An 8,194-nucleotide genomic window follows, 5' to 3' on the forward strand; every position below is an offset into this window, starting at 1 on the left:
CGGGCGTCAGGCCCGCTCGTGAACTGTTCTGACGGCGAACGATATGACGAGTAATCCGATTTTTTGCGCCCTCGATGTACCCGAGGTGGACGCGGCATTGCAGCTTGGCCGCAGCATCGCGCCGCACGTGGGCGGGCTGAAGCTGGGTCTGGAGTTCTTCTGCGCCGTGGGGCCGGAGGGCATCCGCCGCGTGTCTGAGGAGTCCGGCCTGCCGGTGTTCCTCGACCTCAAGTTTCACGACATTCCCAACACGGTTGCGGGCGCGGTGCGCTCGGTCATGGCGCTGAAGCCCGCCATCCTGACGCTGCACGCCACTGGCGGCCGGGCGATGCTGGAAGCGGCGGGCAACGCCGCTCGCGAAGAAGCGGCCCGTCTGGGCTGCGCCGCGCCCAAGGTGGTGGCGGTGACCGTGCTGACCAGCATGGATGCGGGCGACCTCAATTCCGTGGGCGTTCCGGCGGCTCCGGCCGATCAGGTGGTGCGCCTTGCCGAACTGGTGCGCGACAGCGGGCTGGACGGCACGGTGTGCTCCCCCAAGGAAGTGGCGCTGGTGAAGCAGGTGTGGCCGGAGGCCTTCACCGTGGTGCCGGGCATTCGCCCGGCCGGCAGCAATGTGGGCGACCAGAAGCGGGTCATGGGCCCGCGCGAGGCGCTGGATGCGGGCGCAAGCGTTCTGGTGATTGGCCGGCCGATCACGGAAGCCGCCGACCCGGTGGCCGCGGCCGAGGCGATCGCCCGGTCTCTGGCCGGTTAGGACGCGGGAACGGCTGCAATATGGCACCGGATACCAAGATCTGCGGACTGACGACGCGGGAGAGCATTTCCGCCGCCGTGGGCGCAGGCGCGACTCACATCGGCTTCGTGTTCTTCCCGAAAAGCCCGCGCAACCTGACGCTGGAGGCGGCGCACGGCCTGCGCGGCGCGCTGCCCTCCAAGGTGAAGCTGGTGGCGCTGCTGGTGGATGCGCCGGATGACCTGATCGGTCAGGTGACGGCGGCCGTTCGCCCGGATGTGCTGCAACTTCATGGCGCTGAGGGGCCGGACCGGGTGGCGGACATTCGCCGCCGTCACGGTATCGAGACCTGGAAGGCCACCGGCGTGCGCACCTCGGGCGACGTGAGCGCGGCGCGCGCCTTCGACGGCGTGGCCGATCTCTTGCTGTTCGATGCGAAACCCCCTACACCCCCCGCAGGCGAAACCGTGGTTCCAGGCGGCACCGGCATCCGCTTCGACTGGCGGCTGGTGCAGGACCTTCGCCTCCATGGCCGGTGGGGACTGGCTGGCGGACTGGATGCGCAGAGCGTTGGCGAGGCCATTCGTCTTACCCGCCCGCATCTCGTGGATGTTTCATCAGGCGTCGAGGACGCGCCGGGAGTAAAATCGGTGGCCAAGATCGAAGCCTTCATCAAGGCGGCACGCAACGCATGACGGCACAACTCAACAGTTTCCGCTCCGGTCCCGACGAACGGGGCCATTTCGGCGAGTTCGGCGGGCGCTACGTGGCCGAGACCCTGATGCCGCTGGTGCTCGATCTGGAGAAGGCCTACCGCGAGGCCAAGGCCGACCCGGCGTTCAAGGCCGAGTTCGAGGGCCTCCTCAAGCACTACGTGGGCCGCCCGTCCTCTCTCTACTACGCCGAGCGCATGACCGAGGAGCTGCGCAAGCAGGCCGGCGACGGCAAGGGCGCCAAGATCTACTTCAAGCGCGAGGACCTGAACCACACCGGCGCGCACAAGATCAACAACTGCATCGGCCAGATCCTGCTGGCCCTGCGCATGGGCAAGACCCGCATCATCGCCGAGACCGGCGCGGGCCAGCATGGCGTGGCCACCGCCACCGTCGCCGCCCGTTTCGGCCTGCCCTGCGTGATCTTCATGGGCGCCCGCGACATCGAGCGCCAGCAGCCCAACGTGTTCCGCATGCGCTTGCTTGGCGCGGAAGTGCGGGCCGTGACCTCCGGCAGCCAGACGCTGAAGGACGCCATGAACGAGGCGCTGCGCGACTGGGTGACCAACGTTCACAACACCTTCTACATCATCGGCACCGCCGCCGGTCCGCACCCCTACCCCGAGCTGGTGCGCGACTTCCAGAGCGTGATCGGCACCGAGGTGCGCGAGCAGATCCTGCAGGCCGAAGGCCGCCTGCCGGATTCGCTGGTGGCAGCCGTCGGCGGCGGCTCCAACGCCATCGGCCTGTTCCACCCGTTCCTCGATGACCCGAACATCGAGGTGTACGGCGTCGAGGCGGGCGGTCATGGCATCGATACGCCCGAGCATGCCGCGAGCCTTGCGGGCGGCACCCCGGGCGTGCTGCACGGCAACAAGACCTACCTGCTCCAGAACGAGGACGGGCAGATCACCGAGGCGCACTCGATCTCGGCGGGCCTGGACTATCCGGGCATCGGCCCCGAGCACGCCTGGCTGCATTCGGTGGGCCGGGTGAAGTACCTGCCGATCACCGACACCGAGGCGCTGGAAGCCTTCCAGAACTGCTGCCAGCACGAGGGCATCATCCCGGCGCTGGAATCGAGCCACGCTCTGGCGCTTGCCGCCAAGATTGCGCCGACCAAGCCGCGTGACCATGTGATGGTGGTCAACCTCAGCGGCCGGGGCGACAAGGACATCAACACCGTGGCCAAAACCATGGGAGTGACGCTGTAATGCCGGGTCCGGATCGTATCACTGCGCGCTTTGCAGCGCTGAAGGCTGAAAACCGGGCGGGCCTCGTCACCTTCGTGACGGCGGGCGACCCGAACCCGGGGGCTTTTGCCGAAATCCTCGCCGCCCTGCCGGAGGCGGGCGCGGACATCATCGAGGTCGGCATGCCGTTTACCGACCCGATGGCCGATGGTCCGGCCATCGAGGCGGCGGACCTGCGGGCGCTGGCGGCGGGCATGACCCTGCCCAAGGTGATCGAGCTGGTGCGTGGCTTCCGCGCGAAGAACGACACGACGCCGATCGTGCTGATGGGCTACTTCAACCCCATCTATGCCTATGGCGTGGAGCGATTCGTGAAGGATGCCCGCGAGGCCGGAGTGGATGGCCTCATCGTCGTTGACGTGCCGCCCGAGGAAGACGTGGAGCTGGGCGTGCCTGCGCGCGCTGCCGGTCTTCACATGATCCGCCTCGCCACGCCGACGACGGACGAAGCCCGCCTGCCTGCCGTGGTGAACGGGGCATCGGGCTTCATCTACTACGTGTCGGTTGCGGGAATTACCGGCGGCGCTGCCGGTGACGTACAGGCCGTGGGCGCTGCAGTTGAGCGCATTCGCACGGCCAGTGGCTTGCCGGTTGCCGTTGGATTTGGCATTCGCACGCCCGAACAGGCGGCAGCCATGGCCCGGCAGGCCGACGGCGTCGTCGTAGGCTCGGCCATCGTCTCGCTCATCGGCGCGGCGGCGGAACGGGGCGACACCAACATTGCAGAACAGGCGGCCACGCTGGTCCGGTCCCTCTCCGAGGCGGTCCGGTCAGCACGGGCCGAGGAGAAAGTGGCATGAGCTGGATCACACGGCTGCGCCCCAAGCTGAACAAGTTCCTTCAGCCGCGCGATACCCCGGACAACCTCTGGCACAAGTGCCGGGGCTGCGGAAAGATGATCTTCCGCAAGGATTTCCTCGCCGATCTCTCGGTGTGCCAGAACTGCGGCCACCACGAGCGCGTGACGGCGTCCGAGCGTCTGGGCCAGGTTTTCGATGACGGCGCGTGCGAGCGCCTGCCCCTGCCCGCCGTTCCGGAAGATCCGCTGAAGTTCAAGGATCAGAAGAAGTACGTGGACCGCCTGAAGGCCGCCCGCGCTTCCACCGGTCAGGACGAAGCGGTGGCGGTCGCCGTCGGCAAGATCGGCGGCATGGAAACCGTGGTGTTCGTGCAGGACTTCTCGTTCATGGGCGGCTCCATGGGGCTGGCCGTGGGCGAGGCGTTCCTGACCGCCGCCCGCGCCGCCGTGCAGCGCCGCTGCCCGATGGTGGCCTTCACCGCCGCCGGCGGTGCGCGCATGCAGGAAGGCATTCTCTCGCTCATGCAGATGCCGCGCACGACCGTGGGCATTCAGGAGCTGAAGGAAGCCCGCCTGCCCTACATCGTGGTGCTGACCGACCCGACCACGGGCGGCGTGACCGCCTCCTACGCCATGCTGGGCGATATCCAGCTGGCCGAGCCGGGCGCGCTCATCGGCTTCGCCGGCCAGCGCGTGATCGAGCAGACCATCCGCGAAAAGCTGCCGGAGGGCTTCCAGCGCTCCGAGTATCTGTACGAGCATGGCATGGTGGACGCCGTGGTGCATCGCCGTGACATGGCCGCCACGCTGGCCCGGCTCATCGGCATGCTGATGATGCCCAAGCCCGCCAGCCGCCAGCCCGCCCTGGCGGCCTCGTAAGCGCTGTGTCCAACTCGGTCGTCGAGACCCTGCTCGCGGAAGCGCGGATCCTGCATCCGCAGGAGATCGACCTGTCGCTGGACCGGCTGCGGGCCTTGCTGGCCAAGCTCGGCAATCCGCAGGACCGCCTGCCGCCCGTGTTTCATGTGGCCGGCACCAACGGCAAGGGCTCGACGGTGGCGTTCCTGCGCGCCTGCCTTGAAGCGGCAGGCAAGCGGGTGCACGTGTTCACCTCGCCCCATCTGGTGCGCTACAACGAGCGCATCCGGCTGGCGGGCAAGCTGATCGACGACGATACGCTGGTCTCGACCCTGCGGGACGTCATTCAGGTGAATGCGGGCGCGCCGATCACCGTGTTCGAGGTGATTACGGCCGCGGCTTTCGTCGCCTTCTCCCGCACCCCCGCCGATGCCTGCATTCTGGAAGTGGGCATGGGCGGGCGGCTGGATGCCACCAACGTGGTGAAGACGCCCGCCGCCTGCGGCATTGCGCAGCTGGGGCTGGATCATACGACCTTTCTGGGCACCACCATTCTGGAAATCGCGGCCGAGAAGGCCGGCATCGCCAAGCCGGGCGTGCCGCTGGTGCTGTGCCGCTACCCGCGCACCGTCACCGCCCGCATCGGCGAGGTGGCGGGCGTTGCCGGCGCAAAGCTGGTGGTGGCCGGGCAGGACTGGGACGCCACGCTCTACAACGACGTGTTCCATTACAAGGACAGCCACGGCAAGCTGGAGCTGACCCCGCCGCGCCTCATCGGCGCGCACCAGATCGACAACGCCGGCCTCGCCATCGCCATGCTGCGCCACCAGAAGGCGGTGCCGGTGCCCGATGCCGCGTTCCGCGCCGGGATCGGCTGGGCGGAGTGGCCCGCGCGCCTTCAGAGGATCGCAAGAGGCCCCCTCCATGACCTGCTGCCCAAGGGGGCGGAGCTGTGGCTGGACGGCGGCCACAACCCGCTGGCCGGGCGCATGCTGGCGGACCGCTTCCGCAGCCATAAGCTTGAAGAGCGGCCGTTTCATCTGGTGGTCGGCATGCTCACCACCAAGGACGTCTCAGGCTTCCTGCGCCCGTTCGTCAACCGGGCGACCAAGCTGCACGCCATCCCGATCGAGGGCCATGAGCACTACGCCCCGCCCGCGCTGGCCGCCATGGCCGATGCCATGGGCCTGCCCGCCGATCCCGCCGACAGCGTGGCGAGCGCGCTCAAGGCCATTGCCCGTGAGGCCAGCCCCGAGCATCCGCCGGTGGTTCTGGTGTGCGGCTCGCTCTACATCGCAGGCAAGGTGCTGGAAGAGTCCGGGCTCATTCCGGTCTGAAGGCTTAGGGGCCTGAAGACCTGCGGGCCTGATCAAGACTGGGGCCTGAAAAGACTCGGGGGATACCGGATGTTCGACTGGATGATCGGGCTGATCGAGCGCAGCGGTTATCTGGGCATTGCCCTGCTGATGTTCCTTGAGAACGTGTTCCCGCCCATTCCCTCCGAGCTCATCATGCCGTCTGCCGGGTATCAGGCCGGGCGAGGGGAGTTGAGCCTGATCGGCGTCATTCTGGCCGGAACGGCGGGCTCCCTGCTGGGCGCGAGCTTCTGGTACGCGGCGGGCAGGCTTGCGGGCGAGGATCGGCTCAAGCGCTGGGCGAGCCGCCACGGCCGCTGGCTCACCCTGACCCCGCAGGACATCGACAAGGCCGACGACTGGTTCGACCGCTACAACGTGTGGGCGGTCTCCCTCGGGCGGCTGCTGCCGACCATCCGCACGCTGATCTCCATACCGGCCGGGCTGTTCGAGATGCGCACCGGCCCGTTCCTGCTGTTCTCCGCCATCGGCACGACGATCTGGTCAGCCGCGCTGGCGGTGGCCGGTCACTCCCTCGGCGACAATTACCACGCCGTCTCCGACTACCTGAACCCGGTGGCCAATGTCATCGTAGGGGCCGTGGTGCTTGCCTACCTCTACCGGGTCGTGACCTGGCGGAAGGGACGGGAGACGGTTGACCGGTAGGCGGGCGGACCAGTAGGCGGTCTGGCCGGGTGCGTCCCGACAAACGAACCGGGGTCAGGCCGCCTCGATGCCATCCACGGCGTAGCGGGACGAGTAGCGGCGGGTGATGCGATCGACCGGCAGCAGGATGAACACGTCCACCGTGTTGAACTGGTGGTCGATGAACGCGCCGTCGCCGATGAGGCAGCCCAGCCGCAGGTAGCCCTTGATCAGCGGGGGCAGGGCGCGCAGCCCGTCCTTGGGGTCGTAGCTCTCGCGCGCCATGCGCTCCATGGGCACGTAATGCTCGGGCAGGGCGCGCACGCGCAGCTCCTCCGGCACCAGATGGTGGTGGCTGAGGTAGGAGAGGGCGAGGGCGTGCTCCTCCGGGTTCGTGCCGTGCAGCGAGGCGCAGCCGAACATGTAGCCGATGCTGTGGGTTTGCAGGTAGGAGGCGATGCCCCGCCACAGCAGGTTGATGGTGGCGTTGTTGCGGTATGCGGCGGCCACGCACGAGCGGCCCAGCTCCAGCAACTGCTTGCCCTCGCCGATGCGGCTCTGGAAGGTGCGGTCCAGCAGCGGGGAGAGATCGTATTCCGCGCTGGAGTAGAAGCCGCGGTGCTGTTCGGCCACCACCTGGCGCAGCAGGCGATAGGTACCGACCACGTGCGGCTTGCCGTCGATCCCGTGGTCGATGACCAGCAGGTGGTCGCAGATGCTGTCGTAGGCGTCGATATCACGCCGGGAGGCGAGGATTTCGGGCGTCGGCGTGGCACCCATCTCCTCGTAGAAGATCTGGTAGCGCAGCGCCTGCGCGGCGGCGATCTCCTCCTCGGAGGTTGCGAGTCGTACATCCAGCAGTCCTGCCTTGTGGATGTACGGAGAGGCCGCCAGCGTGGCCGGAGCCACTGCCGTCATGCCAAAGGCCTGGTAGGTCATGTAACCTCTTGCGATTGCCTTATTCGCGATGTGGCAGGACCCGCCCCCGGGAACCGCCAGCGCCGAATCTAATCCCGAATTGTGACACTTGTGTCAAACCGCGCGGGGTGGGAGCGAGGGGAATTCATGCGGTCGGCTGGCGAGCATCGCGCCGCCGCCATATCAGCCACAGCAGCACGAGGCCCGGCAAGGCGATGATGGTGGTGGCGACATAGAAGCCGACCCAGCCGAGCGCCTCCGCCAGATAGCCCGACGGCGCGGAGAGCCAGGTGCGACCGACCGCCGCCAGCGAGGAGAGAAGGGCGAACTGGGTGGCGGTGTAGCTGACGTTGGACAGCCCCGAGAGGTAGGTGACGAACACGGTGAGCCCCAGGCCGCTGCAGAAGTTCTCGAGCCCGATGGCAAGGCCCAGCACCACCGGATCGTTCCCCACCATGGCGAGGAAGGCGAAGCCGAGGTTGGTCACCATCATGAGGACGCCGGTGATGATGAGCGCCCGGCCCATGCCCACGAGGCTGAGGAAGGGCGCGGCCAGCGCCGTGCCCGCGATGAGCGCCCAGAAGCCGACCAGCTTGTTGGCGGCGATGTACTCTTCGTCCGTGAAGCCGAGCTCGACGATGAGCGGGCTGAGCATGATGTTCGCCATGGCATCGCCCAGCTTGTAGATGAGCACGAAGCCGAGAATGAGCAGCGCGCCGCGCGTGCCGTTGCGGCGGAAGAACTCGGCAAACGGGCCGACGAGCGTCTCGTTCAGCCAGCGGCCGAGGCGGGCAAGCGCGGGCTCGGTGGGGCGCGGCGCAGCGGCCACGGTCTTGCTGTGGGCGGTGTCTCCGGCCCAGAGCGCGGCCACCAGACCGCAGAGCGCGAGCAGGCCGGTGAGGCTGTAGGCGGCGGCCCAG

At 67.9% G+C, this 8,194-nt stretch carries 8 protein-coding genes and 1 pseudogene; 7 read left to right on the forward strand and 2 right to left on the reverse strand.

The window, feature by feature from the left end:
* The first annotated feature begins 43 nt into the window (after window positions 1–43).
* The 7 genes from pyrF to VIG90_RS14755 all read left to right on the forward strand — a co-directional run bounded on the left by pyrF (window position 44) and on the right by VIG90_RS14755 (window position 6,377).
* Window positions 44–754 carry an orotidine-5'-phosphate decarboxylase gene (pyrF, locus tag VIG90_RS14725; protein WP_331594278.1) on the forward strand — a complete coding sequence of 237 codons (711 nt, stop codon included), beginning with the start codon at window positions 44–46 and terminating at the stop codon, window positions 752–754.
* Window positions 755–774: 20 nt separating this feature from the next.
* Entirely contained in the window at window positions 775–1,428 is a 654-nt protein-coding gene (locus VIG90_RS14730) for a phosphoribosylanthranilate isomerase (RefSeq protein WP_331594279.1), read from the forward strand.
* A complete protein-coding gene (trpB, locus tag VIG90_RS14735; protein ID WP_331594280.1) occupies window positions 1,425–2,660 on the forward strand; it encodes a tryptophan synthase subunit beta in 1,236 nt (411 codons plus the stop codon). Before VIG90_RS14730 ends, trpB begins: the two co-directional genes overlap by 4 nt.
* Window positions 2,660–3,499: a tryptophan synthase subunit alpha gene (gene trpA / locus VIG90_RS14740; protein ID WP_331594281.1), complete on the forward strand. Its 840-nt coding sequence runs from the start codon at window positions 2,660–2,662 to the stop codon at window positions 3,497–3,499. The genes trpB and trpA overlap by 1 nt, the downstream gene beginning before the upstream one ends.
* Window positions 3,496–4,377 carry an acetyl-CoA carboxylase, carboxyltransferase subunit beta gene (gene accD, locus VIG90_RS14745; RefSeq protein WP_331594282.1) on the forward strand — a complete coding sequence of 294 codons (882 nt, stop codon included), beginning with the start codon at window positions 3,496–3,498 and terminating at the stop codon, window positions 4,375–4,377. The genes trpA and accD overlap by 4 nt, the downstream gene beginning before the upstream one ends.
* A 5-nt stretch (window positions 4,378–4,382) precedes the next feature.
* Entirely contained in the window at window positions 4,383–5,693 is a 1,311-nt protein-coding gene (locus VIG90_RS14750; RefSeq protein ID WP_331594283.1) for a folylpolyglutamate synthase/dihydrofolate synthase family protein, read from the forward strand.
* 69 nt (window positions 5,694–5,762) lie between these two features.
* Window positions 5,763–6,377, forward strand: a complete 615-nt coding sequence (locus VIG90_RS14755) for a DedA family protein (protein ID WP_331594284.1) — start codon at window positions 5,763–5,765, stop codon at window positions 6,375–6,377.
* Between the two features lie 54 nt (window positions 6,378–6,431).
* On the opposite strand, the gene VIG90_RS14760 is transcribed toward VIG90_RS14755, so the two are convergent.
* Together VIG90_RS14760 and VIG90_RS14765 are read right to left on the reverse strand one after the other, a co-directional pair.
* The gene (locus VIG90_RS14760; protein WP_331594285.1) at window positions 6,432–7,295 is read right to left on the reverse strand and encodes a GNAT family N-acyltransferase; all 864 of its coding nucleotides are present in this window, start codon (window positions 7,293–7,295) and stop codon (window positions 6,432–6,434) included.
* A 124-nt stretch (window positions 7,296–7,419) separates the two neighbouring features.
* Window positions 7,420–8,194: pseudogene (locus tag VIG90_RS14765) on the reverse strand (MFS transporter); the annotation flags it as partial.

This window comes from Pedomonas sp., assembly GCF_036515995.1.
Taxonomy (GTDB): domain Bacteria; phylum Pseudomonadota; class Alphaproteobacteria; order Sphingomonadales; family Sphingomonadaceae; genus Pedomonas.